A 23,158-nucleotide genomic window follows, 5' to 3' on the forward strand; every position below is an offset into this window, starting at 1 on the left:
CCCTTTGAAGGAGAGATCGATGATCCCCGGTCAAATCATTGCCGCACCAGGCGAAATCGAACTGAATGCCGGCCATCCGACGGTCACGATCGAGGTGTCGAACAGCGGCGATCGCCCGGTGCAGGTCGGCAGTCACTACCATTTCTTCGAGACCAATGCCGGGCTGATCTTCGAGCGAGAACAGGCGCGTGGCATGCGGCTCGACATTCCAGCTGGAACGGCCGTGCGCTTCGAGCCGGGGCAGACACGTCAGGTGACGCTGATCCCGCTCTCGGGCAAGCGCGAGGTCTACGGTTTCCGCCAGCAGGTCATGGGCAGCCTCTGATATGGGCGAGGCGGGGGCATGGGGCGAGCGATGAACTGGAGCGTGATCCTGATGCTGTGCGGTTGCGTATTGCTGCAAGACGCGCCGGCCTCGGGTGAGGACGTGCGGGACGTCGATTGCAACAATGCCCAGACCCAGGCCGACATGAACCAGTGTGCGGCCGAGGACTATCGAAAAGCCGATGCCGCGATGAATGCCCAATGGGCCGAGACGCGCGCCGCCATGCTCGCATGGGACAAGGCCACGCCACCCTCGGACGACAATGGAGCAGCCAAGCGGCTTCTGGCTTCGCAGCGTGCCTGGCTCGCCTATCGCGACACGGCCTGCGATGTCGAAGGTTACTCGGTCGAAGGTGGTTCGATGCAGCCATTGGTGATTTCATCCTGCCTTGCGGAGCTGACCAGGCGCCGCACCGAGGCGCTGAAATCGCTGGTCGGGCTCTATTGAGGGTGTGACGCGATGGCTCAGGCGAGACAGATCATGATCGTCGGCAATGGACCTGTTGATGCGGGGGCAGCGCCTCTGATCGACGGGGCCGATCTGGTGATCCGCTTCAACGGCAGCCGGAATTTTGGTTCAGCCGGACAAAAGACCGACATCATCGCCGTCTGCAACACTGGCCGTCCGGGGGCTGTCATGCTCGCGGATCCAGAGTGGCGCGATAGTGAGGCCGTCCGCCGTACCGCCGCGATCTGGTCCGTGCGTGATCCCGATAAATTCGCCGAACTCAAGCCGCAGCTGGCGATCAGCCATCCCGAGCTCGACGATTTCTGTGACGACTACACCGATGGTTTTGCGACCTTTGCCACAGCCAATGGCAAACAGCACAGGATCATCCATGCCGATGTGCATACGGCCCTGGATGCAACACTTTTGGCGCTTGATGCCGAGCCCTATGTCGTGCCGTCGAGCGGCATGGTGGTGATCCAGGCGCTGCTCACGGATCCCCGGCATGCCGAGGACACTATCATTCTCGCCGGCTTCGGCCACAGTGGCTGGGACGGTCATCCCTTCGAGGCCGAACGCCGCCTGGTGGACCGTTATATTGCCAGCGGTCGCGTGATGCGGCTGCAACCTCTCTTTGCTTCCTCCCTCTCCCAAGGAACCTGACGCCCATGTCCTACAAGATGTCCCGCGCCGCCTATGCTTCGATGTTCGGTCCGACCACGGGCGACAAGGTGCGTCTTGCAGATACGGAACTGTTCATCGAGGTGGAGAAGGATTTCACCACCTATGGCGAAGAGGTGAAGTTCGGTGGCGGCAAGGTCATCCGTGACGGCATGGGCCAGAGCCAGGTGACGCGAGCGGACGGCGCTGTCGATACCGTCATTACCAATGCCCTTATTCTCGACCACTGGGGCATCGTGAAAGCCGATATCGGCCTCAAGGACGGCCGCATCGTCGCGATCGGCAAGGCCGGCAATCCGGATACCCAGCCCGGCGTCAACATCATCGTCGGTCCGGGCACCGAAGCGATAGCGGGTGAAGGAAAAATCATCACTGCCGGTGGCATGGACGCGCATATCCACTTCATATGCCCGCAGCAGATCGAGGAGGCGCTGATGTCGGGCCTCACCTGCATGCTGGGCGGCGGCACGGGGCCGGCGCATGGCACGCTTGCCACCACCTGCACACCCGGCCCCTGGCATATCGCGCGGATGATCGAGGCAGCCGATGCCTTCCCGATGAACCTCGCCTTTGCCGGCAAGGGCAATGCCTCGCTTCCGGGCGCGCTTGAAGAAATGGTGCTGGGTGGTGCCACGTCCCTTAAGCTGCATGAAGACTGGGGCACGACCCCGGGTGCGATCGATTGCTGCCTCTCGGTTGCCGACCAGTACGATGTCCAGGTGATGATCCATACGGACACGCTGAACGAAAGCGGCTTTGTCGAGGATACCGTTAACGCCATCCGTGGCCGCACGATCCACGCCTTCCATACGGAAGGGGCAGGTGGCGGGCATGCGCCTGATATCATCAAGATCTGCGGCCAGATGAACGTCATCCCGTCGTCGACAAATCCGACGCGGCCCTACACGGTCAATACGATCGCCGAACATCTGGACATGCTGATGGTTTGCCACCACTTGTCGTCCTCCATCCCGGAAGACATTGCGTTTGCCGAAAGCCGTATCCGCAAGGAAACGATCGCGGCCGAAGACATCCTGCACGACATTGGCGCCTTCTCGATCATCTCGTCCGACAGCCAGGCCATGGGCCGCGTCGGAGAAGTCATCATCCGCACCTGGCAGACAGCTGATAAGATGAAGCGCCAGCGCGGCGCATTGCCGTCCGAGACGGGCGACAACGACAACATGCGCGCCAAGCGTTATATCGCGAAATACACGATCAACCCGGCGATCGCTCACGGTGTGAGCCATGAAATCGGGTCGGTTGAAGTTGGCAAGCGCGCCGACCTCGTGATCTGGAACCCGGCCTTCTTTGGCGTGAAGCCCGACATGATCCTGATGGGAGGCATGATCGCGGCCGCTCCGATGGGCGACCCGAATGCGTCGATCCCGACGCCGCAGCCGGTGCATTACCGTCCGATGTTCGGCGCCTATGGCAAGGCACGCACCAACACCTCCGTCACCTTCGTCAGCCAGGCCGCGATTGATTCCGGCCTTGGCAACCGTCTCGGTGTCGCCAAACAGCTGGTCGCGGTGAAAAACACCCGTGGCGGAATTTCGAAGAAGTCGATGATCCACAACGACTTGACGCCGCATGTGGAAGTGGATCCGGAGACCTATGAAGTGCGCGCCGATGGGGAGCTTCTGATCTGCGAACCGGCGACGAAGCTGCCGATGGCGCAGCGGTATTTCCTGTTCTGATGCGTTGACCCATTCTGAGTTGCAGCTTTTCAAGGCTGGTGTATCATTTCCTGATGATGTCGGGAGATGCATCGTGGTTGAGGATGTGAACAATCTGGTGTTGGAGCATTTGCGAGCTATCCGTGCCGATTTGCGCGGAATGCGCGATACGAGGCAGGAACAGGGACAGCGCCTGACACGCATGGAGATTGGTCTAGCCGGCTTGCGCCGCGATCAAGGTGCGGATGTCGGAGGCGTTGCCGAGATGGGGGTGCGCCTTGATCGTCTGGTTGAACAGGTCCGGAGAATTGAGCACAGGCTTGACCTTGCGGACTGAGATGCCCCGATCGTGAGGAAGCTTCTGAGATGGCTGATTTCGGGCTTCGCCTTGCTGGCCCTGTTGTTTGTGTCGGGAACAGTTGTGCCCCGCCCGCTGACCTCGCCTGCGGAGGCATCCGTCGGCGGCGAGAGCCAGATCCTGCTGCTCGCCAATCCGATCCATACCGATATCGCGCTGCCAGTCGATGACGAAATCAGGGCCGCCTTTGCTGATCTCGTTCCCTCCGGCCTGCCGGTCGACATGCCCGGTGTCGAGTATCTGATCATCGGTTGGGGTGGGCGGTCCTTCTACATCGAGACGCCGACCTGGGGTGACATCCGGCCGCTGCCGGTCCTGAAGGCGCTGACCATCGATCGCTCCGTGCTGCATGTCTCGGTTGCCGGTACGATCGATCCTGCCCATCCCACGGTGCGCCCGCTCGTGGTGACGCAAGAGGGGCGCAAACGGATGATCGCTGCGATCCGTGACAGCTTCATTCGCGATGGCGGTTTGCCGGTTGGCATTCCGGGTGCGGCCTATGGTTTCGACGACGCCTTCTTTGAGGCAAAGGGCGCGTTCAACGCGCTCATCGGCTGCAACACCTGGACGGCTGCGGTGTTGCGGGCAGGTGGGGTTCGTACGGGCTGGTGGACGCCCTTGCCGCAATTGCTCGATCTTTCCATCGATCTTCATCACGGCGCCTGAAACGTTGCCATCGCCGCCTGACCACGCGTCATCGGATGACATTGTCGTCCATTTTAGGTGCTTCCGAAGTCAATCCGGCGATCGATCGCATTTTAGCGATTCGATTAGGGATTGAGGAAGCGACACTGCCTAATCCAATAGGCATCTTCATGAAGGAGCGGGCGGTTGAGTCGCGGCAGCAAATGGCTTTGGCGGCAGGTCGATGTGGGGGCGCTGGACAGCGCCGGCGCGGTCCGTCGCTTTGCCCTGTCGGTTGGTTTCCGGGCGGTGATCGTGACCAGTCTGGCAGGCCTCGTTTTGCTGCCACTCCTTTATGTCCTCAAGGTCGTCGCCACTCCGATCGACCAGACGATGCGACTGATGGTGGCCTTTTCCTGGCTCTTCGGCGGCGTGCTTTCGGCTGCCTGCGCGTTCGTCGCCGGCCATGTGCTGCGTGAACTTCTGCTGTCGCGGCGAAAGTTCGAGCGCCTTAGTCGCACCGATACCCTTTCCGGGCTCGCCAACCGCCGTGCTTTCAACGAGGCGTCAATTGCCGTGGATCGGGAAGCTTCCCTGGCGATCATCGATATCGACCGGTTCAAGTCGATCAATGACCGCTACGGCCATCAGACGGGGGATCGCGTCATCCAGTCCATCTCCTCGCTGTTGAAGGAGGTCTTTGGCGAAGCGCATCTCGTCGCCCGCCTCGGCGGGGAGGAATTCGGCGTCATCATCAGGGGCGGCAGCGTTGCCGAAAGGCTCGCCCTTGTCGAGCAGGCGAGACGTCGTGTGGCGGCCGAAACGATCGTGTTCCAGGACACGGAGCTTCACGTCACAGTCTCCGCCGGCGTTGCCGAATTTACGCCCGGCAAGCGGCCGGAAAGCGTCTATGCCTGGGCAGACAAGGCGTTGTATCTTGCCAAGGAAAGCGGACGGGATTGCGTTTTCCACGAAAATTCGCTCGCCCTTGTGGAGGCTTTTCCCGGCGATCATGCCCCTGATGATGCTCAGCTTTTTGCTGCCATTGGACGCCGGGGCTGAAGAACGATCTTGCTGTCTGCCTTATTCCTGTGCATGGTTCAAAAAACAGCCATGCCGGAGTTTTCATGCAGCGTGCAACGTCTTTCAAACCCGCCGGTTTCCTCACCGATGCGCCTGATGGGGTCGTTGTTCTTCCCCATGACGGGCGCCATCTGCGGCGCAAGCTTCTGCATCTCGACAATGGCGAGATGGTCATGCTCGACCTTAAGGAACCTGTGCTGTTCCATCATGGAGACCGACTCGTGCTCGACGATGGCACGACCATCGAGATCCAGGCGGCGGAGGAACGGCTGTTCGAGATCCGCGCGCGCGATACTCTGCATCTGATCGAACTTGCCTGGCATCTCGGAAACCGGCATCTGGCGACCCAGATCGAGGCAGACCGTATTCTGATCCAGCGCGATCACGTCATCCGCGATATGCTGGCCGGGCTCGGGGCCGAGGTCAGTGAGGTGGTCGAGCCGTTCCAGCCGGTGCGCGGCGCCTATCATGCGCATGGTAGCCACGGTTCCCATGGGGGGCACCACGATGCCGGCCACGGCTGAGTTGGGCGCCGCCGGCCTTGCCGGACGCCAGGCGCTTCTGCGTCTGATGGCCTGGCTGTCACCGGCCTTTCCGGTTGGCGGTTTCTCTTATTCTGCGGGCTTTGAGAGCGCGGTGGTTGAGGGCCATGTCGTCGGTGGTGACGCGGTCGAGGCCTGGCTTCAGATGCTGATGAGCGACGGCGGGCTGCGCAATGATGCAATCCTGCTCTCCGAAGCGCATCGCTGCCAGAGTGAGGGGCGGGCTCTTGCCGACCTCATTGCACTCGCGACGGCGTTGGCGGGGTCCGCAGAGCGCCATGCTGAAATCACCAGGCTTGGCGAGGCCTTCGTCAAGGCGGCGGCCGCCTGGCCGCATCCCGTGATCGAGGCACTGGCGGGGCCTGTGCCGTACAGCGTTGCCATCGGTGCGGTGGCGTCAGCCCATGAGGTCGAACGACCCGATGCGCTTGCTGCCTTTCTGCATGCGCAGGTGTCGCAATATGTTTCGGTCGCGATCCGCCTCGGCGTGATCGGCCAGACGCGCGGGGTGGCGATCCTCGCTGCATCGGAAAGCCGCATTCTCGATGCCGCCTCCCGATATTCCGAGCTCGGCCTCGACGATCTCGGATCGGCGACCGTCATCGCTGATACGCTCAGCTTGCGGCACGAGACGCAATACTCACGGCTTTTCCAATCCTAGGCGAAAGCGGTTACACAGGACGAAGATGATGAAATCGAAGAATGGTCCCCTCCGCGTCGGTATCGGCGGGCCCGTCGGATCCGGCAAGACGGCGCTGACGGAGAAACTCTGCAAGGCCATGCGCGACACCTATTCGGTCGCGGTCGTGACCAACGACATCTATACGCGCGAGGATGCCGATGCGCTGATCCGCATGCAGGCCCTGAGCTCGGATCGCGTCGTCGGCGTCGAAACGGGCGGATGTCCGCATACGGCAATCCGTGAGGATGCCTCGATCAACCTGAAAGCCATTGCCGACCTCAATGCCCGCATACCCGATCTCGATGTGGTCTTCATCGAATCGGGCGGCGACAATCTCGCGGCAACCTTCTCACCCGACCTCGCCGACATCACCCTCTACGTGATCTCGGTCTGTCAGGGCGAGGAGATCCCGCGCAAGGGCGGGCCGGGCATCACGAGGTCGGATCTGCTTGTGATCAACAAGACGGATCTCGCGCCGCATGTCGGTGTCGATCTCGAGGTCATGGAGCGGGATGCGGGGCGGATGCGCTCTGAGCGCCCCTTCGTCTTCACCGATCTGAAGCGGGGTGCCGGTGTCGAAAAGATCGTCAGCTTCCTGCAGCAGAGTGGGGGGCTTTGAGCAGAAGCAAAGGGTCCAGGGTGCCGATGCCCTCAGATCTGTCTGAGGGCGTTGACGTCGCTGATCTGGATCGTGCGTCCGCGCACCACGACGCCGACGCGCTTGAGCGTCGAGAAGGCTCGTGACAGTGCTTCGGGTGCCAGACCCAGCTTGCCCGCGAGCAGGCTCTTCTGGAAGGGCAGGCGGATAGAGGCTGGGCCGCCCTCGGCTTCACAATGGGTCAGGAGATAATGCGCGACGCGCTGCGGGGCGGTCTGCAGCCGGTCATTGGCAATACAGTCCATGGTCGTGCGCAGATGGTCGGAGAGGCAGCGGATGACTGCCTTTGCGACATCCTTTTCCTGCTCGGCAAGCGCACTGACGCGTTGCAGGTCAAAGCGTGCGAGCGTCACCGTTTCAGCCGCCTGAGCGTTGTAGAGATACTTGTCGCCGATCGCCAGCAGGCATTCGGCAAACGTATCTCCGGGACCGCAGATCCGGATATCGGCTTCGCGGCCGTCCTTGTTCAGCCGGTACAGCCGCACATAGCCGCTCAGCACGCTGTAGAAGCTGTCGGCGGGCTCTCCTTCGCGGAACAGGACTTCGCGCGCCTCGTAGGTGGAGATATTGGCGATCTCCATCATCGAGGCCATCGCCGTGGGGCCCAGTTGTGACAAGAACGACGTCCGCAATAGCGTGTTCTTGTCGCGCGGGTTCAGTCTCAGGATCTTGTTCACGGTCTTCACGGCTCCCCATCCATCGCGGTATCAGGGCATGCACCGCTGCCGTCGTCGTGCTCAGGTCCGCCTCGCCGGATGTGCACGCCGCCTGCAGGTCCGGGTGATCGTGCCCTTTCCATTGGTGGTCACAATATCGCGAGCGGGGGGAGATCGGATTGATTTCGATCAACCGCGCAACGGCAAATCAGGTTTGTCTAATCTGATCCGGCGGTTTGCAAAACGCGAAAGGCCGGGCACAGGGCCCGGCCTTTCTTGATCACCCAGCGTCGGTCCTACTCTGCTGCGAGCGGCGGCAGGTTGATGACGTTGCCGTTGCCATCGCCCTTGCGCGTAACCGGCTGGCTGCGTTCGACAGCCGCGACCCGGCGGTCCATGGTTTCCAGCGCCTGAACGTTCTGACGCGCCAGGAAGGAAAGGACTTCCGGCGTGAGCGGCTCTTCCTCTTCTTCCTTCTTGCCGACGAGGCGGCTGAAGATCCAGCCCAAGAGACGGGAGACGTCGTCGAGGATCAGGAAGAAGGCCGGCACAACCACAAGGCTCAACACCGTCGAGACGATGATGCCGCCGATGACAGCGATCGCCATCGGCGCGCGGAACGAGCCGCCTTCGCCGACACCGAGCGCCGAGGGCAACATGCCCGCCGACATGGCGATAGAGGTCATGATGATCGGCCGGGCGCGCTTGCGGCCCGCTTCAACCATCGCCTCGAGCCGGTGCATGCCCTGTCGACGCATTTCGATGGCGAAGTCCACGAGCAGAATGGCGTTCTTCGTCACGATGCCCATCAGCATCAGGATGCCGATGAGGACCGGCATGGAGAGCGCGTTGTTGGTGATGATCAGCGCGACCGCCACGCCGCCGATCGCGAGCGGCAGCGAGAACAGGATGGTGAAGGGCTGGATGACGTCCTTGAAGAGCAGGATCAGCACCGTCAGCACCAAGAGCAGGCCGAGGATCATGGCGTTGACGAAGCTCTGCTGCATCTCTGCCTGGATCTTGGCGTCGCCGCTTTCAGCGAGGCGGACGCTGGCCGGGATCTCGGCATTCTCCACCGTCGTGCGGAAGGCAGCCGTTGCGGTGTCGAGAGCGACGCCTTGCGGCAGGCCGGCACCGATCGACACGACGCGGTTACGGTCGTTGCGCTTGATCGACGAAACGCCTTCTGCGTAGTCGATGTCGGCGACGCTGGAGAGCGGTACGGTCGCGCCGCTTGCCGTGCGCACCTTCAGCGACCGGATGGCGGCAAGATCCGTGCGCAGGTCCAGTGAAGCCTGGACGCGGATGGGGATCTGGCGGTTGTCGAGCGAGATCTTCGGCAGGGCTGCGTCGACGTCACCGATCGTTGCCACACGAACCGTCTGGGCGATCTGCTGCGCGGTGATGCCGAGGCGGGCTGCCTCATCGGCGCGAGGGCGGATCTGCAGTTCCGGACGGGGCAGGGCGCCGTCGGCGCTGACATTGGCGAGTTCCGGCACCTGGCGAAGCTTGGCTTCGAGGATGCCGACAGCCTGGTTCAACTCTTCCTCGTTCTTGGACAGGAAGTTGAAGGTGATGTCGCGCTCACCGCGGTCATTGAGCTTGGTGACCCGGATATCCGCAATCCCGGCAAGCTTGGCGAAGACCTCTTCCTCGACATCCCATTGCGGACGGATACGACCGTTTTCGGGAAGCTTCGGCAGATATTCGCCGATCAGCGGAATGTTGCCAAGGCCGCCATTGACGAGCGTCTTGGCAAGCGAATGCTCGATCCGGTCGAGGTTCAGCGTCACGCTGGCACGGCGCAGCTCCAGATCACCGCGCGGCGAGGAGCCGCCCAGGATGAAGATGCTGGCGACATCGGGCACGTCCTGGATGGCCGCGTAGATCTCGTCCGTCTTGCGTTCCGTTTCGTCGAGCGTCGCATTTGGCGGAAGCTCGACGGAGAGCACGATACGACCTGCATCTTCCGGCGGAATGAAGCTGCCGGGAACGCCTGCGAGAAGCATGATCGAGCCGATCAGAAAGGCGATCGCAGCAACCAGCGTGCCAAGGCGGGAATACCAGCGGCGTGTCGTGAAGCGCACGAGCTTGGTGTAGAGCTTCAGCGGCAGGCTGTCGTTGTCGTGATGGTCGTCCATCGCGTCTTCCGGCCGCATGAGATAAGCGGCCATCATCGGCGTGATGAGACGCGCCACAAGCAGCGAGAAGAAGACGGAGAAGGCCACCGTCAGGCCGAACTGGATGAAGTACTGGCCCGGGATGCCCGGCATGAACGACACCGGCACGAAGACCGCGATGATCGTAAACGTGGTCGCGATGACGGCGAGACCGATTTCGTCTGCCGCCTCGATCGCCGCGCGATAGGGCGTCTTGCCCATCTTGATGTGGCGGGCGATGTTTTCGACCTCGACGATCGCGTCGTCGACGAGAATACCGGTCGCGAGCGTCAGCGCCAGGAAGGACACGAGGTTCAGCGAAAAGCCCATCATGTCCATGACCCAGAAGGTCGGGATGGCCGAGAGGGGCAGCGCTACGGCCGAGATCAGGGTTGCACGCCAGTTGCGCAGGAAGAGCAGAACGACGATGACGGCGAGGATCGCACCCTCGACGAGGGTGTGCATCGCGGCTTCGTAGTTGCCGTAGGTGAAGTAGACCGAGTCGTCGATCATCTCGATCTGGACGTCGGGGTTCTCGGCGCGAACCGTGGCGAGGCTCTCGGCCACGGTTTCTGCCACCGTCACTTCACTGGCGCCCTTGGCACGGAACACGGCGAAGGACACGACCGGCTTGCCGTCGTGACGGGCGAAGGACCTCTGTTCCTCATAGGTGTCATACACACGGCCGAGGTCGGAAAGCTTGACGAAACGGCCGCCGGGGAGCGCAATTGTGGTGTTGGCAAGGCTCTCGACGTCGCGGTTGTCACCGAGCGTGCGGATCGACTGCTCGGCGCCGGCCACCTGGCCGCGGCCCGAGCCGAGATCGACGTTTGTGCCCTTCAACTGGCCCGATATGTCGGAGGCGGTGACGCCCAGCGCATCGAGGCGGTTGGGATCGAGTTCGACGCGCACCTCGCGATCCGCGCCGCCGTAGCGGTCAACGCGGCCAATGCCCGGCTGGCCCTGCAGGGCGCGCTTGACGCTGTCGTCGACGAACCAGGAAAGTTCGGCAAGGTTCATGTTGGGCGAGGAGACGGCGAAGCTCTGGATTGCCTGGCCCTCGACGTCGATCTTCGTGACGATCGGCTCCTCGACGGAGGCCGGAAGATCGCCACGGATCTGATCGATCGCGTCCTTGACGTCCTGCACCGCCTGTTCGGTCGGCACTTCCATGCGGAACATGACGACCGTCTGGGACATGCCGTCGGTAACGGTCGAATTGATTTCGTCGACGCCGGTGATCGAGGCCACCGCGTCTTCGACTTCCTTCGTCACCTGGCTTTCGAGTTCAGCCGGGGAGGCGCCACTCTGGCCGACGGTGATCGCCACAAGTGGCACGTCGATGTTCGGGAAGCGGGTGATCGGCAGTGCATAAAACGACTGGATGCCGACGACCATCAGCAGGAAGAAGCCGAGTATCGGCGCAATCGGATTGCGGATGGACCATGCAGAGAAATTCATGGCGTCGTCGCCTCTCAGTTGGAAACGCTGCTGGTTTCTTCCACGGGATTGATGCGGTCGCCGTCACGGACAAAGACGCCCGCCTTGGCCACCACCTTGTCCCCTTCATCAAGGCCTTCGGTCACCTCAACATAGGCGCCGTCCTGAATGCCGGTGCGGATCTCCACCATCTGGACGGTCCCATCGGAAACCTTACGCACCGTCGTCTTGCCGCCTTCGGTGGTGATCGCGGACAGCGGAAGGGCAATCCCCTTTGCTTCGCTGACAATAATCGCCGCGCTGCCATACATGCCCGACCGGGCGGCCAGATCGTCGTCGAGTGCGATATGAACCGCGCCCAAACGGGTGACGGGGTCAACGACCGGAGAAATCAGACGCACGGAACCCGTCAGGGGTTCGGTGCTGCCGGCAATCGTAACGGCCGCCTTCTGGCCCGGCTTGAGGCGCAGGATATCACTTTCCGTGACATCCGCCACCAGTTCGATCTGCCCGTCGCGGATGACCGTGAACAGCGGCTGGCCGGCGCCGGATGCGATGGCGCCGATCCGGGCATTGCGAACGGAGATCGTTCCTGTGACGGGCGACTTGATATCGGTGCGGGCGAGCCGAAGGTCCGTATCGGCAAGCTGGCTGTCGACGACCTTAATATCTGCTTCGGCGACGGTGATTGCCTGGCGAGCGGTCTCGACCCGGGCCGTGGCGCTGGCGAGCGCTGTTTCCGCCTGCTCTTTTTGGGACGTGGAGACGGAACCTGATGAGACCAGGCGCGTTGCACGTTCAAACTGGCGCTGGGCGTCGTTCAGGCTCGCTTCGGCTTCCACCAGCTGCGCCTGATACTGGGCAAGGGCGGCTTCTGCCTTTGCACGGTTGGCCAGAGACTGGCTGCGTTGAAGCAGGAGGGTATCCTCGCTCAGCTTCGCGACGACCGCATCAGCCTGGACCGTGTCGCCCACATCGACGTTCAGGGACTGGATTTGCAGACCCTCGACCTGAGGCTGAATCTGCACTTCCTCCTCGGCGCGAAGCGTGCCCGTGGAGACGACCCTGTCGACGAGGTCACGGCTCTCAGCCGCGGTAACGATGATGGCCGGGAGGTTCTGCGCTGGGGCTGCTGGCTGTTCCTGAGCAATGGCAACCGAGGCCGCCAGCGACAGAGTGGCAGCCATCAGCACGGACTTCGCGCTCGCGATTCGATACATGAGACCCTTCCCAGAGGATGATAAAAGCAACTATGAAAGCATTACGTCGTGTCAGCCGGATCGGCTCACAGCGTCGATGTTACCGACATTCATACGCTGTTTTCAACTTTTCGGCATCTGAACCCAGATGAAGAGGTGGGGGATCGCAAAACCCCTTGCAAGAGCCTTAAAGGCCAATTGCGATACGCTCGTGAAAATAGTTCAATATAGAACGATGGTGTTGCCGATTTGCCAGTTTCGACCATAGAAATTGATCAGTAAAACCTCCAAATAGACACGGGGATTGCTCCCCGTGTCCTTTATTCGCTGTGGTCCGCCAAGACTATTTCAGGGCCGCGTCGGTGATCTCGGTCGTGAAGGCACCGGTCGGCTCCTTGGTGATGACCGGGTCCGAGCCGCCACCGAGCAGCGTCTTGACCGTGCGGTCATAGTCGGCCTGGTCGAGCGCGCCGGCAGAGCCGGCTGTCAGCTTGGCGACTTCGCTCATCATGCGCTTCTGATGGGCTTCGGTCTGAGCGCCGGACGCATCATTTTCGAGCACGATTTCAGCCGCTTCGTCCGAGTTCTCCTCGGCATACTTCCAGCCCTTCATCGAAGCGCGGACGAACTTGACCATCTTTTCCTTGAAGGCCGGGTCGGCGAGCTTGTCTTCGAGCACGTAGAGACCGTCTTCGAGGGTGGCGACGCCTTCGTCTTCATACTTGAAGGTCACGAGTTCCTCCGGCTTGATGCCGGCATCTATGACCTGCCAGTATTCGTTGTAGGTCATGGTCGAGATGCAGGCGGCCTGCTTCTGGAGCAGCGGGTCGACGTTGAAGCCCTGCTTGAGGACAGTCACGCCACCGTCCGAACCGTCGGTCTTGATGCCGAGCGTGCTCATCCATGACAGGAACGGATACTCGTTGCCGAAGAACCAGACGCCGAGTGTCTTGCCCTTGAAATCCTCAGGCTTGGTGATGCCGGTTTCCTTGAGGCAGGTCAGCATCATGCCCGAGGACTTGAAGGGCTGGGCGATGTTGACGAGCGGAACGCCCTTTTCGCGGGTAGCCAGAGCCGACGGCATCCAGTCGACGATCACGTCTGCGCCGCCACCGGCCAGAACCTGCGGCGGAGCAATATCCGGGCCGCCCGGCTTGATTTCAACGTCGAGACCTTCTTCTTCGTAGAAGCCCTTGTCCTTGGCGACGTAATAGCCGGCGAACTGGGCCTGGGTTACCCACTTCAGCTGGAGGGTCACCTTGTCGGCGGCGGCGGCCTGCATGGCGGTCAGCGAGACCGCAGCAGCCAGCAGCATGGATGTGAGTTTGACAGTCATTTCAGTTCCCTCTTTTTTTGTTGGTTCAGTTCACGCCCGTCCACCACGGACGGACGGATGCCAGAAGGTGACCCGGCGTTCTGCCAGTGCCACCAATCCGTAGAAGACCGAGCCGGCGAGTGCGGCGACCGCAATCTCGGCCCAGACCATGTCGACATTCGAGCGTCCGACCTCGGTCGAGATACGGAAGCCCATGCCGACAATCGGGGTGCCGAAGAACTCTGCCACGATCGCACCGATCAGCGCGAGAGTGGAATTGATCTTCAGCGCATTGAAGATGAAAGGCCAGGCGGCGGGAAGCCTTAAGCGCACCAGCGTCTGCCACCAGGAGGCGGCATAGGTGTGCATCAGGTCGCGCTCCCTATGGCTTGCGGCGGCCAGGCCCTGCACGGTGTTCACCAGCATCGGGAAGAAGGTCATGATGACGACCACGGCGACCTTGGACTGCCAGTCGAAGCCGAACCACATGACCATGATCGGGGCTATGCCGACGACCGGAAGGGCCGAGACGAAGTTGCCGATCGGCAGCAGGCCCTTCTGCAGGAAGGGCGAGCGGTCGATCAGGATGGCAACGATGAAGCCGAGGCCGCAGCCGGCGACATAACCGGTGATGACAGACTTCAGGAAGGTCTGCTGGAAATCCGCCCAGAGGATATGGGTGGAGGTGAGGATACGCGCCCAGATCATCGAGGGGGCAGGGAGCAGGATCGAGGGGATCTCGAAGCCGCGCACCATGCATTCCCAGATCACGAGCAGGGTGATCCCGAAGATCAGGGGGACGGCCAGCCCGATCGCGCGGCGGATGGACGGGTCCTTAGGACGCCGAGCCACCAGCCACTGGTTCAGACCCCAGGCACCGAGCCAGAAGAGGAAGGCGAAGACGAGATAACCGTTCATGGCTTGACCCCCATGCGTGCCAGCACCCGAGTGTGGGCCATGCCGACGATCGAGACGAGCAGCGCAGCCAACCCGGCCGCCATGAAGAGCGCTGCCCAGATCTGGATGGTCTGGCCGTAATAGGAACCGGACAGCAGTCGGGCACCGAGACCGGCGACGGCGCCTGTCGGCAGCTCACCGACGATGGCTCCGACCAGCGAAATGGCGATTGCCACCTTCAGCGAGGTGAAGAGGTAGGGCATCGAAGCCGGCCAGCGGAGCTTCCAGAAGGTCTGAGACTGGCTGGCATTATAGGTGTGCATCAGGTCGAGGAGCAGGATGTCCGGACTGCGCAGGCCCTTCACCATGCCGACGACGATCGGGAAGAAAGAAAGATAGGTGGAAATCAGCGCTTTGGGCATGAGACCCGAGACGCCGATGGAATTCAGCACGACGATGATCATTGGCGCGATGGCGAGGATCGGGATCGTCTGCGAGGCGATCACCCAGGGCATCAGCGACTTGTCCATCGCCCTGTTATGGACGATGGCGATGGCGAGCACGATGCCGAGCACGGTGCCCATGGCAAAGCCCATCAGCGTGGCGGAAAGCGTGATCCAGGCATGGTAGACAAGGCTGCGCTTGGAGGTGACGGCCTTGTTGATCGTCGTATCCCAGAGCTCGGCGACGATCTGGTGCGGGGCCGGCAGGACGGGGCGCTCCTGGGCGAAGGTTCGCTCGACGATTTGGGAGAAGGTGATCGTCTCGCCGGCACGTGCCGCCTGGTCGCGCACGAAGGGCGCGTTCAGATAGACGACGAAGACATGCCAGATCACGAGGATCGCCAGGAGGACCGTCAGGACCGGCAGGATTCTGTCTCGGAATGCGGAAGGAGCCGGGGTCATCAGGCGCCTCCTTTTGCAGGAAAGAGCATCAGGGCCATGGAGACGACGCCGAGTGCCACGCCTGCCATCTGAACGACGCTCAGCCGTTCACCGAAGAGGAAGAAGGCGATGACATTGATGAGGACCAATTGGGCGATGGCCGAGGCGGAGATGGCAAGCCCCAAGCCCCCCTCACGCATCAGCTTCACCATCATCAGGTTGCCGACGCAGTAGAGGGCAAGAGAGGCTGCGAGCACCCAGAGCTTGCCGTTGTCGACATAGGCGCGGGAGACGGTGGCGGCACCGAGGAAGGTCGCCATGGCGGCGCCGAGCCAGAGGAGGAAGGTGGGGTTCATGGGGTAATCCCCTTAATCACGGAACTATTCCTCATAGCTATGCCCCGCCTTCAGACCCTCGCGTACCCGGTGGGCGATCTCGAGAAACTCCGGGGTCTCGCGGATGTCGAGCGGGCGTTCCTTGGGTAGCGTCGACTCGATGATATCAGTTACCCGGCCGGGCCTAGGGCTCATGACGACGATCTTGGTGGAGAGGTAGACGGCCTCGGGGATCGAATGGGTTACAAAGCAGATCGTCTTGTTGGTGCGGTCCCAGAGCTTCAGGAGCTCGGAATTGAGGTGGTCGCGGACGATTTCGTCGAGCGCGCCAAAGGGTTCGTCCATCAGCAGAAGGTCGGCGTCGAAGGCGAGCGCGCGGGCGATCGAGGCCCGCTGCTGCATCCCGCCTGAGAGCTGCCAGGGATATTTCTTGGCAAAGCCCGAGAGGTTGACCAGCTCCAGCGTCTGCTCGATGCGCTTCTTCTTTTCCGCCGCACTGTAGCCCATGATTTCGAGCGGGAGCGCGATGTTGTTTTCGATCGTGCGCCAGGGATAGAGGGCCGCTGCCTGGAAGACATAGCCGTAGGAGCGCGCCTTGCGGGCCTCTTCCGGTGTCATGCCATTGACCGTGATCTCGCCGGCGGTGTGTTTTTCCAGATCGGCGATGACGCGCAGGAAGGTGGTCTTGCCGCAGCCGGAGGGGCCGATGAAGGAGACGAAATCGCCCTTCTTCACCTCGAGATCGACATTCGACAGGGCGTGGACCGGCCCGTCATTGGTCTCGAAGGTGAGGCTCAGGTTTTTGGCCGAGACGACGGAGTAGGGTGCATTCATGCGCTAGGACCAATCGGGTTTGTTGCAAAGGCAGCCTGCCTCTTGCATTCTTTTGACATGCGGCCGCTCGGGAGCAGCGGACTGGGAGTGGCGGACTTGCCGCCAGACGGAGGAGGAGAGGTCAATGGACGCATCAGCAAAGCCCACCTGCCGGATCGTGAAGCCCGGCCACACCTATGAGGGCAAGCAGGGGCTGAGTTATTTCGAGGGCATTGCGGCCGAGACTGTGGGCGCCAAGGGCATCTGCATGCATGTGCTGACCATGCCGCCCGGCGCGCGGGCCAAGGCGCATCTGCACGAGAGCCACGAGACGGCGATCTACATGCTCTCCGGCCAGGCACATACCTGGTATGGCGACCGGCTGGAGAACCATGTCGTGGTTCACGCGGGCGAGCTGTTCTACATTCCGGCCGGCGTGCCGCATTTGCCGGCGAACCTGTCGAACGCGCCCTGCACGGCGATCATCGCGCGCACCGACCCGAACGAGCAGGAGAGCGTGGTTCTGCTGCCGGAACTGGATGGCTTGGTCGAGGTGTAGCGCAGTGTTCATCTGGCCAGACCTTCTGTCTGGGGCAGGGCGATCCACCTGTAGATGATCGCGCAGATCATGCCTGTCGGAGCGAGCGACATCGCCATTGATGCCTCGTTCTGATTGAAGAAGCGGCCCCAGGTTGCCAGTTGTAAAAGGACGATGCCGGAAAGGGGGCAGGCGGCACCCGCGATGGCAAAATGCCACCAGCGGTTCCAACGCATTCGCAGCAGCACCCAGGTCGCCAGCAAGGTGAAAGGGGCAGCCAGCAACAAGGCAACCGGCAGGATCTCCAGGGTCAGCCGAAGGACCGGCAGGATCGAACCCGGAAAGAGCATGAAGCGCGGCAGGCGGCCGTAAGTGAACGCATCTGTCACCTCCAGGGTTGCCCAGATGCCCATGACGCCGACAAACACGGCAGCCGCGTAGCCAAGGCCGAAACGGGCAGTCTTCAGCAACCATGTCCTGTTTGCTGGCGTCACCCTCACCCTCACACCCCCGTCGCCGGAATGCCCGTGCGTTCCACCTTGCGCGGCGCCACGAGTTCCTTCCAGGTGGAGAGTGCCTTGTTCACGGCGGTAAACGGCTCGCGCTTGACGAACTTTCCGTGGCCCTCGCGGGTTTTTACAGCACTTTCCTCGATCGCGACATAGCCACGGGTCAGCGTGTAGCGCGGCAGGCCGGTGACCTCCTTACCTTCGAAGACATTGTAGTCGATCGAAGATTGCTGGGACTTGGCGGAGATGGTTTTGGAGCGCTTGGGATCCCAGACCACGAGGTCGGCATCGGCGCCGACGAGGACGGCGCCCTTCTTCGGGTAGATGTTGAGGATCTTGGCGATATTGGTCGACGTGACCGCGACGAATTCGTTCATCGTCAGGCGACCGGTTGCTACACCATAGGTCCAGAGCATCGGCATACGGTCTTCAAGCCCGCCGGTGCCGTTCGGGATCTTGGCAAAGTTGCCGACGCCGAAGCGCTTCTGTTCGCTGGTGAAGGCGCAGTGGTCGGTGGCGACGACAGAGAGCGAACCCGACTGCAGGCCAGCCCAGAGTGAATCCTGGTGCTGCTTGTTGCGAAAGGGGGGCGACATGACCCGGCGGGCGGCATGGTCCCAGTCCTTGTTGAAATATTCGCTCTCGTCGAGCGTCAGGTGCTGGATCAGCGGCTCGCCATAGACGCGCATGCCTTTCTGGCGGGCGCGGCGGATGGCTTCATGCGCCTGTTCGCATGACGTGTGCACCACATAGAGCGGAACACCGGCCATGTCGGCCAGCATGATCGCACGGTTGGTGGCCTCGCCCTCGACCTCAGGCGGACGGGAATAGGCATGGGCTTCCGGACCGTTATTGCCTTCGGCGAGCAGCTTGGCCGTCATCGAGGCGACGACGTCGCCGTTTTCGGCATGCACCATCGGCAGCGCGCCGAGTTCGGCGCAGCGCTGGAAGGAGGCGAACATCTCGTCGTCATTCACCATCAGCGCGCCCTTGTAGGCCATGAAGTGCTTGAAGGTGTTGATGCCGCGATCCTGGACGACCGTCTTCATCTCGTCGAACACGCGTTCGTTCCAGCCGGTGATCGCCATGTGGAAGGAATAGTCGGCCGTGGCGCGGGATGTCTTGTTATCCCACATCTGGAGCGCTTCGAGCAGCGACTGATCCGGCCCCGGCAGACAGAAATCGACAACCATGGTCGTGCCGCCAGAGAGGCCGGCGCGCGTGCCGCTTTCGAAATCATCCGCCGAATAAGTGCCCATGAAGGGCATTTCGAGATGCACATGCGGGTCGATACCACCAGGCATGATGTAACAGCCGGCCGCATCCAGCACGGTGTCACCGGAGAGGTTGTGCCCGATCTCGACGATCACGCCGCCCTCGATCTTGACGTCGGCCTTGTAGGTCAGATCGGCGGTGACGATGGTGCCGCCCTTGATGACTGTGGTGGTCATGGCAGTTGTTTTCCTCCGTTTTCGCCTTCGTTTCTCGGCGCGCTGGCCAGACCGAGGCCTGTAATGTGGATCAGAGCGGTTTCGAGCCGCTTCAATTCGCCGGTCGTAAGTCTTCCAATCTGCTGCCGGATCACATCCCGCCTCAAGGGGCAGAGTTTTTCGACCATGATCTGCGAGATTTCTTGCAGACCATTCTCAGGACTTGGAACAATGATCGGACGAAGCGTTGGAGCGTCGATCAGATGCGTGGTCATCGGGCAGCAGAGGATCGTGCTGAATAGGCCGAGGAGTTCATCCCTCTGAAGGATCACCGCGGGTCTTGGTTTGCCCAATTCCCCCGGAAAGACTGCGATCACGATGTCCCCTCGCGTCAGCGTCACAGCTTGTCCCAGTCGATCGGGCCGACGGCTTGGATCCAGTCGGTCACGTCGTCCTGATCTTCACCTTCAGCGATTCTTCGCGCCTCCTCTTCGAGCTGGGCTCGCATGGTTTCGTTATCGAGATCGGGCACCCAGAGTTCGATCGCTCGATAGCCACGCCGCAACAGGTCAGCCCGCTCTTCCTGTGACAATTCCCTCGGTCGTCCCATGGTTCGCTCCCGTTCAGGACTGTTCGCAAGCCCTGATCCTACGCCACAATCTCCGCCGTCTCCAGAACCGCCCGCAGCAACACGTCGCATCCCGAGCTCGCCCATTCCTTGGAAATCTCCTCCGCTTCATTGTGGCTCAATCCGCCGACGCACGGGCACATGATCATGGTCGACGGCGCGACCTTGGCCGCCCAGCAGGCGTCGTGGCCGGCGCCGGAGATGATGTTCATGTGGGAATAACCGAGGTCTTCGGCCGCCTTGCGGACGGAGGCGACGAGCTTTTCGTCGAAGGTGACCGGATCGAAATGGCCGACGGCCTCAACCGAACAGCCGACGCCGAGCGCCGAACAGATCTCGGCGGCCTTGGCCTCGATCGTCGAGCGCATGCGGTCGAGCTTCTCCTGGCTCGGCGTGCGAATGTCGACGGTGAAGACAACAGTGCCGGGCAGCACATTGCGGGAGTTGGGCGAGAATTTCACCTGCCCGACGCCGCCGACGGCGCCGGGTTGTTCACTCATCGCGACGTTCTGGACCATCTCCATGATCCGGGCCATGGCAAGGCCGGCATTGACGCGCAGGTTCATCGGGGTGGAGCCTGTATGGGCTTCGCGGCCGGTGAGTGTAAACTCCAGCCACCACAGGCCCTGACAGTGGGTGACGACGCCGATCTGCTTGTCCTCGGCTTCGAGGATGGGCCCCTGTTCGATGTGGTACTCGAAATAGGCGTGCATCTTTCGGGCGCCGACCACTTCGTCGCCCAGCCAGCCGATGCGCTTCAGCTCGTCGCCGAAGGTCTTGCCGTCCATGTCCTTGCGGGCATAGGCGTAATCCTGGGTGAGCACGCCGGCGAAGACGCCGGATGCCAGCATGGCGGGCGCAAAACGGGCGCCTTCCTCATTGGTCCAGTTGGTGACGACGATGGGGTGCTTGGTCTTGATGTTGAGGTCGTTCATCGACCTGATCACTTCAAGGCCTGCCAGCACGCCGAGCACGCCGTCATACTTGCCGCCGGTCGGCTGGGTGTCGAGATGGCTGCCGATATAAACGGGCAGGGCGTCGGCGTCGGTGCCGGGGCGGGTCATGAACATGTTGCCCATGGTATCGACGCCCATGGTCAGCCCCGCATCCTCGCACCAGCGTTGGAAGAGGCGGCGGCCTTCGGCGTCTTCATCGGTCAGGGTCTGGCGATTGTTGCCGCCGGCAATGCCGGGGCCGATCTTCGCCATCTCCATGAGCATGTCCCACAGACGATCGCCGTTCACGCGAAGGTTGTTGCCGGGTTGCGCCGTCATTGCAGATCCTCACCTGTTTGTCAGAACCGGATCTTCCGCCCGATTCCCATGTTCCCCGGGGTCAGCAGCAGCGGCTTGTGTTGTTTTTTCCGCTGTCGTATCGGCAGTTGCCTTTATTTGACATCTGTCCAATAATTTGACCGACTGGTAAAACATTACAACTTCCATCACGGCACTCAAGACGAAATCGGCAAAATTCTGCGACAAAAAATAAAGCAGATGCCCAGATTTTGGGCTTCAATATTGCTGAGCGAGTTCAGTATCTTAGGCGGGGAACAACTCTAAGATGGCAATACCGAGAGCGGCGCAAACCCAGAGGCGGACGCGAATCCAGGAGGAGAAGGAGGAGCTCATCCTGGAGGCGGCGTTGGAGGTGTTCTCGCAGCGGGGTTTCCACGGCTCGACGATCGACCAGATCGCCGAGGTCGCGGGCATGTCGAAGCCCAACCTGCTCTACTATTTCCGCACCAAGGAAGCCATGCACCGGGCGCTGATCGACCGTGTGCTGGAGAACTGGCTGGAGCCACTGCAGGCCTTCGACGCAGACGGCGACCCCGAACACGAGATCAGGTCCTATATACGCCGCAAGCTGGAGATGGCGCGGGAGTTCCCGCGCGAAAGCCGGCTGTTTGCCAACGAGATCCTGCAGGGTGCGCCGCATATCGCCGGCGTGCTCGAAGGGCCGTTGAAGGAGCTCGTGGACGAGAAGGCCGAGGTCATCAGGGCCTGGATTGCCGCGGCCAAGATCCGGGAATGCGACCCGCATCACATGATCTTCTCGATCTGGTCGACGACGCAGCATTATGCTGACTTCGACGTCCAGGTCCGGTCCGTGCTGGGAGCGGGCCGCGAAGGCGAGCACCGCTTCGAGACGGCCGCGTCCTTCCTCGAAGGTCTCTTCGTGCACGGCCTCATCCTGAAGCCTGACGTCAGTCCCTGAGCAGACCCATCACCAGAAGTCCGGCCGCTGTCACCAGTGCTCCAAGGAAGACGGCCGGGCTTGCCCAGCCGTGGCCTATGAGGCCTTCCAGCAGGATGATGAAGGTCGGCGTTAGATAGCCGTAGCCCAAAACCTTGGGTGCCGGCAGGCGCATGGAAGCGTATTGCAGCAGCATGAAGGTGAGCGCTGTCGTCACGATCGACAAATAGGCGATCGTCGCCCAGACCATGGGAGGCAGGCTGACAAAATCCGCCGTTGCGAGTGGTACGGCACCGGTTGGCAGGAGCCAGGGGATGGTAAAGACCACGACCCAGAAACCGAAGGCAACCGGGTTGTCTCCCTGATTGAACTTGCGGATCAGCGGCACATAGGCACCGTGGCAGATGACGCCGACAAAAAAGATCAGTTCGCCGCGTCCGACATCGAAGGACAGGATCGCCTGGACGTCGGCGCGGAAGATAACCCAGATCGCACCGAGGGCTGCAATCACGAGTGCAATGAACACCTCCGGGCGAGTTTTCTGCCCGATGAAGAGAAGCGCGAAGCCGGCGCTGATCAATGGCATCAGCGTGAAGACGGCACCTGTCTGCACAGGGCTGGTGAATTCCAGCGCCACGAACATGGTCAGCATGTAGACGGCGATCAGGCCGCCGAGCAGGGCGAATCGCCAGATCCGCTGCGGTGTTCGGAACGGAACGCGCAGGATGCCGAAGGTCAGGACACCCATGACGACGACCGTCATCAGGTAACGCCAGAGGGTCAGCGGACCGGCATTCATGTGCTGCGCCGCCATGCCGCCGAAGGAGAAGGACCCGGCGATCAGGGCGGCAAAGAGCAGCATCGCCGCATGCGCCTTCAGTTTTTCCCGGCCCTTGGCATGGACGGTATGTCGGTTCACGGAGGAGGTGACGGGTGGGGCTTGCTCTGTCATCGGATGTCTTTCGGCTCCAAGCCCGTCTCGCCGTTTGCGTGACTTGACCCGACCGTCTTTCTCATTCATCTGCGATCCCGGCGGATGCGCGCACCATGCGCCGCCCCGCTAGATCCTTCCGGCAGTTAATC

The 23,158-nt window shown here is 61.8% G+C and carries 26 protein-coding genes; 12 read left to right on the forward strand and 14 right to left on the reverse strand.

Annotation, left to right across the window (positions count from 1 at the left end):
- Positions 1–19 precede the first annotated feature (19 nt).
- The 10 genes from BW978_RS09035 to ureG all read left to right on the forward strand — a co-directional run bounded on the left by BW978_RS09035 (position 20) and on the right by ureG (position 7,040).
- A complete protein-coding gene (locus tag BW978_RS09035) occupies positions 20–325 on the forward strand; it encodes an urease subunit beta (protein ID WP_076394241.1) in 306 nt (101 codons plus the stop codon).
- Between the two features lie 18 nt (positions 326–343).
- Positions 344–772: a lysozyme inhibitor LprI family protein gene (locus tag BW978_RS09040; RefSeq protein ID WP_083697542.1), complete on the forward strand. Its 429-nt coding sequence runs from the start codon at positions 344–346 to the stop codon at positions 770–772.
- 12 nt (positions 773–784) lie between these two features.
- Complete coding sequence (locus BW978_RS09045) at positions 785–1,435, forward strand: glycosyltransferase family 29 protein (RefSeq protein ID WP_076394243.1); 651 nt, start codon at positions 785–787, stop codon at positions 1,433–1,435.
- Between the two features lie 5 nt (positions 1,436–1,440).
- Positions 1,441–3,153, forward strand: coding sequence for an urease subunit alpha (ureC, locus tag BW978_RS09050; protein ID WP_076394244.1), 1,713 nt, complete (start codon positions 1,441–1,443; stop codon positions 3,151–3,153).
- 73 nt (positions 3,154–3,226) lie between these two features.
- Entirely contained in the window at positions 3,227–3,469 is a 243-nt protein-coding gene (locus BW978_RS09055) for a hypothetical protein (RefSeq protein ID WP_076394245.1), read from the forward strand.
- Between the two features lie 9 nt (positions 3,470–3,478).
- Entirely contained in the window at positions 3,479–4,156 is a 678-nt protein-coding gene (locus tag BW978_RS09060) for a TIGR02117 family protein (RefSeq protein ID WP_076394247.1), read from the forward strand.
- A 165-nt stretch (positions 4,157–4,321) separates the two neighbouring features.
- On the forward strand, positions 4,322–5,176 hold the full coding sequence (locus tag BW978_RS09065) for a GGDEF domain-containing protein (RefSeq protein ID WP_076394249.1): 855 nt from the start codon (positions 4,322–4,324) through the stop codon (positions 5,174–5,176).
- A 65-nt stretch (positions 5,177–5,241) separates the two neighbouring features.
- Entirely contained in the window at positions 5,242–5,721 is a 480-nt protein-coding gene (ureE, locus tag BW978_RS09070; protein WP_076394251.1) for an urease accessory protein UreE, read from the forward strand.
- The gene (locus tag BW978_RS09075; RefSeq protein WP_076394253.1) at positions 5,705–6,400 is read left to right on the forward strand and encodes an urease accessory protein UreF; all 696 of its coding nucleotides are present in this window, start codon (positions 5,705–5,707) and stop codon (positions 6,398–6,400) included. Before ureE ends, BW978_RS09075 begins: the two co-directional genes overlap by 17 nt.
- Positions 6,401–6,428: 28 nt before the next feature.
- Positions 6,429–7,040: an urease accessory protein UreG gene (gene ureG, locus BW978_RS09080; RefSeq protein WP_076394255.1), complete on the forward strand. Its 612-nt coding sequence runs from the start codon at positions 6,429–6,431 to the stop codon at positions 7,038–7,040.
- A 32-nt stretch (positions 7,041–7,072) separates the two neighbouring features.
- On the opposite strand, the gene BW978_RS09085 is transcribed toward ureG, so the two are convergent.
- The 8 genes from BW978_RS09085 to BW978_RS09120 form a co-directional block, all read right to left on the reverse strand.
- A complete protein-coding gene (locus BW978_RS09085) occupies positions 7,073–7,756 on the reverse strand; it encodes a Crp/Fnr family transcriptional regulator (protein ID WP_076394943.1) in 684 nt (227 codons plus the stop codon).
- Between the two features lie 275 nt (positions 7,757–8,031).
- Positions 8,032–11,355: an efflux RND transporter permease subunit gene (locus tag BW978_RS09090; RefSeq protein WP_076394257.1), complete on the reverse strand. Its 3,324-nt coding sequence runs from the start codon at positions 11,353–11,355 to the stop codon at positions 8,032–8,034.
- A gap of 14 nt (positions 11,356–11,369) precedes the next feature.
- Positions 11,370–12,554 carry an efflux RND transporter periplasmic adaptor subunit gene (locus BW978_RS09095; protein WP_076394259.1) on the reverse strand — a complete coding sequence of 395 codons (1,185 nt, stop codon included), beginning with the start codon at positions 12,552–12,554 and terminating at the stop codon, positions 11,370–11,372.
- Between the two features lie 322 nt (positions 12,555–12,876).
- Positions 12,877–13,869, reverse strand: coding sequence for an ABC transporter substrate-binding protein (locus BW978_RS09100; protein WP_076394261.1), 993 nt, complete (start codon positions 13,867–13,869; stop codon positions 12,877–12,879).
- A gap of 30 nt (positions 13,870–13,899) precedes the next feature.
- Complete coding sequence (locus BW978_RS09105) at positions 13,900–14,766, reverse strand: ABC transporter permease (RefSeq protein WP_076394263.1); 867 nt, start codon at positions 14,764–14,766, stop codon at positions 13,900–13,902.
- Positions 14,763–15,650, reverse strand: coding sequence for an ABC transporter permease (locus tag BW978_RS09110; RefSeq protein ID WP_076394265.1), 888 nt, complete (start codon positions 15,648–15,650; stop codon positions 14,763–14,765). The genes BW978_RS09105 and BW978_RS09110 overlap by 4 nt, the downstream gene beginning before the upstream one ends.
- On the reverse strand, positions 15,650–15,985 hold the full coding sequence (locus BW978_RS09115; RefSeq protein ID WP_076394267.1) for a hypothetical protein: 336 nt from the start codon (positions 15,983–15,985) through the stop codon (positions 15,650–15,652). The genes BW978_RS09110 and BW978_RS09115 overlap by 1 nt, the downstream gene beginning before the upstream one ends.
- A 24-nt stretch (positions 15,986–16,009) precedes the next feature.
- On the reverse strand, positions 16,010–16,798 hold the full coding sequence (locus BW978_RS09120) for an ABC transporter ATP-binding protein (RefSeq protein ID WP_076394269.1): 789 nt from the start codon (positions 16,796–16,798) through the stop codon (positions 16,010–16,012).
- A 124-nt stretch (positions 16,799–16,922) separates the two neighbouring features.
- Between BW978_RS09120 and BW978_RS09125 the strand changes: the two genes are divergently transcribed.
- Positions 16,923–17,336, forward strand: a complete 414-nt coding sequence (locus tag BW978_RS09125; RefSeq protein ID WP_076394271.1) for a cupin domain-containing protein — start codon at positions 16,923–16,925, stop codon at positions 17,334–17,336.
- Positions 17,337–17,344: 8 nt separating this feature from the next.
- Here the strand turns inward: BW978_RS09125 and BW978_RS09130 are convergent, their stop codons facing one another.
- From BW978_RS09130 to BW978_RS09150, 5 genes are read right to left on the reverse strand one after another with little or no spacing between them, the layout of a single operon-like run.
- Positions 17,345–17,785: a hypothetical protein gene (locus tag BW978_RS09130; protein WP_076394273.1), complete on the reverse strand. Its 441-nt coding sequence runs from the start codon at positions 17,783–17,785 to the stop codon at positions 17,345–17,347.
- Between the two features lie 32 nt (positions 17,786–17,817).
- Positions 17,818–19,275 carry a dihydropyrimidinase gene (hydA, locus tag BW978_RS09135; protein ID WP_076394275.1) on the reverse strand — a complete coding sequence of 486 codons (1,458 nt, stop codon included), beginning with the start codon at positions 19,273–19,275 and terminating at the stop codon, positions 17,818–17,820.
- Positions 19,272–19,631 carry a type II toxin-antitoxin system PemK/MazF family toxin gene (locus BW978_RS09140; protein WP_175616862.1) on the reverse strand — a complete coding sequence of 120 codons (360 nt, stop codon included), beginning with the start codon at positions 19,629–19,631 and terminating at the stop codon, positions 19,272–19,274. Before BW978_RS09140 ends, hydA begins: the two co-directional genes overlap by 4 nt.
- Before the next feature lie 20 nt (positions 19,632–19,651).
- Positions 19,652–19,864 (reverse strand): antitoxin MazE-like protein, encoded by a 213-nt coding sequence (locus BW978_RS09145; RefSeq protein ID WP_076394286.1) that lies wholly within the window; start codon positions 19,862–19,864, stop codon positions 19,652–19,654.
- A gap of 38 nt (positions 19,865–19,902) precedes the next feature.
- A complete protein-coding gene (locus BW978_RS09150; protein WP_076394287.1) occupies positions 19,903–21,156 on the reverse strand; it encodes a Zn-dependent hydrolase in 1,254 nt (417 codons plus the stop codon).
- A gap of 286 nt (positions 21,157–21,442) precedes the next feature.
- On the opposite strand from BW978_RS09150, the gene BW978_RS09155 reads away from it, so the two are divergent.
- Positions 21,443–22,096 (forward strand): TetR family transcriptional regulator C-terminal domain-containing protein, encoded by a 654-nt coding sequence (locus BW978_RS09155; RefSeq protein ID WP_076394288.1) that lies wholly within the window; start codon positions 21,443–21,445, stop codon positions 22,094–22,096.
- On the opposite strand, the gene BW978_RS09160 is transcribed toward BW978_RS09155, so the two are convergent.
- Entirely contained in the window at positions 22,086–23,027 is a 942-nt protein-coding gene (locus BW978_RS09160) for a DMT family transporter (RefSeq protein ID WP_076394947.1), read from the reverse strand. The two genes, BW978_RS09155 and BW978_RS09160, sit on opposite strands and share 11 nt — an antisense overlap.
- Positions 23,028–23,158: the final 131 nt, after the last annotated feature.

Source organism: Rhizobium sp. RU33A (assembly GCF_900156055.1).
Lineage (GTDB): Bacteria > Pseudomonadota > Alphaproteobacteria > Rhizobiales > Rhizobiaceae > Allorhizobium.